The organism is Streptococcus sp. WM07 (genome assembly GCF_004570525.1).
Classification (GTDB): Bacteria; Bacillota; Bacilli; order Lactobacillales; family Streptococcaceae; genus Streptococcus.
Map to the genome: position 1 here is coordinate 1 of NZ_SPPZ01000108.1, position 1,530 is coordinate 1,530.

Here is a 1,530-nt window from a genome sequence, read left to right on the forward strand (position 1 = left end):
GGTTCTATAATAAGTTGTGTGGAAAGCTTGCGCTCCATGCAACTTTTTTGTAATTTCCAATGCAAAAAAAAGCAATTCCTAGTAAACTGATAAGTGGAAAAACATCAGAATAGGAATTGCTTCATATGGACTATGTTACTCGAAAATTACTCGGAATTCAAGACCTAAACATTACTTTTAGAGAAGATTGGCTTACTTTTCGTAAAGATAAGCGAAATCGTCTTGCCCAAATCATTGAAGGTTCTTTGGAAAAACGACCAAGCTATTGCCCCTCCTGTGGAATCATCTGGGAATCTACTAAAGATGTCTATGCCCATGGTACTACTCCTAAAAAGCGTCAAATTCAGCTAACAGAAATTGATAATAAGCCCGTTTATCTAGAGTTAACAATCCGTCGTTTCAAGTGCCGTCATTGCTCTGTCGTATCTGCTAATCATCTCCCTAATCATTTTGTTAAAAGAAGGAAAAGTATTAGTGTCAAACTCCATCTTAAAATCTTGTTGGAATTAAAAGATACAACCTGTATTAAAAAGATTGCCTCAATCTGTAAAACAGGCTATCAAATTGTATATAGAACGTCATTAGAATTAACTGACTATGTAAAAAATCTGGAGCCGAGGCCGCTCCCTCGAGTATTAGCTATCGATGAGTTTAAAGCTACTCGAGATTGTGAGGGATCTATGGCCTTTATTGCCATGGATTGGGAAAGTAGGCAGATTCACACGGTTCTAGATGATCGTCGAACCCATAAATTACTCGAATTCTTCAATGGTTATTCCTATGAAGAACGCTGTAGGGTAGAATTTGTTGTGATGGATATGAATGCAGCCTACGATTCCATGGTCAAAAAAGTTTTTCCAAAAGCTCTAGTCGTTATCGATCGTTTCCATATTGTACAGCAGTTAAGCAATGCCTTCAAAAACGTTCGAATTCAGGAAATGAATCAGTTGAAGCGCTATTCTGGTGAAGAAGCTAAGAAGTATCGTCGTTTGAAACGTTTTTGGAAGCTTCTCCAAAAAAACTATAGCGATTTATCATCTGAAGCTAAGTATCACAGTCTCTTTCAACGCTATTTATCAGCTCAAGATATAGCTTTGGAGCTGGTTGATTATAGCCCTGTTTTGAAAGAAACTTGGAATCTTTATCAGCTATTACTTGGATATTTCAAGGTCAGAAATGCGGATTACTTTTTTGACTTGATTCAAGAGAGTCAGAACACAGAGATTCTGCCACAAAGTTTCCGTGATAAGCTCGCTTTTCTCTTGAAAAAGGAAGAAAGTATACGCTTGGCTTTATCGGTACCCTACAATAACGGTCTCGTTGAGGGAACAAATAATAAGATTAAGCTGTTGAAACGTTCTGCTTTTGGATTTCGGAAACATGAGCATCTATTTGCCAGAATTTACTGGATGCAGACTCCTGCTGTCCACTCTATCTAAAAATCCCTCCCCTCTAAGGAGGGGAGGAAGAAGATTGTCTTTATTCTACATTGTCAGTTTTCAAGGATTCCACACAACTTGACAAAGAACC

At 37.8% G+C, this 1,530-nt stretch carries 1 protein-coding gene; it reads left to right on the plus strand.

Annotated elements, in window-relative coordinates:
• The first annotated feature begins 125 nt into the window (after positions 1–125).
• A complete protein-coding gene (locus E4T71_RS08560; RefSeq protein WP_135038908.1) occupies positions 126–1,439 on the plus strand; it encodes an ISL3 family transposase in 1,314 nt (437 codons plus the stop codon).
• Positions 1,440–1,530 lie beyond the last annotated feature (91 nt).

What these genes read in the sequence shown, in the direction of transcription:
- E4T71_RS08560 (WP_135038908.1), top strand. Translation starts at nt 126, where the DNA reads ATGGACTATGTTACTCGAAAATTACTCGGAATTCAAGACCTAAACATT.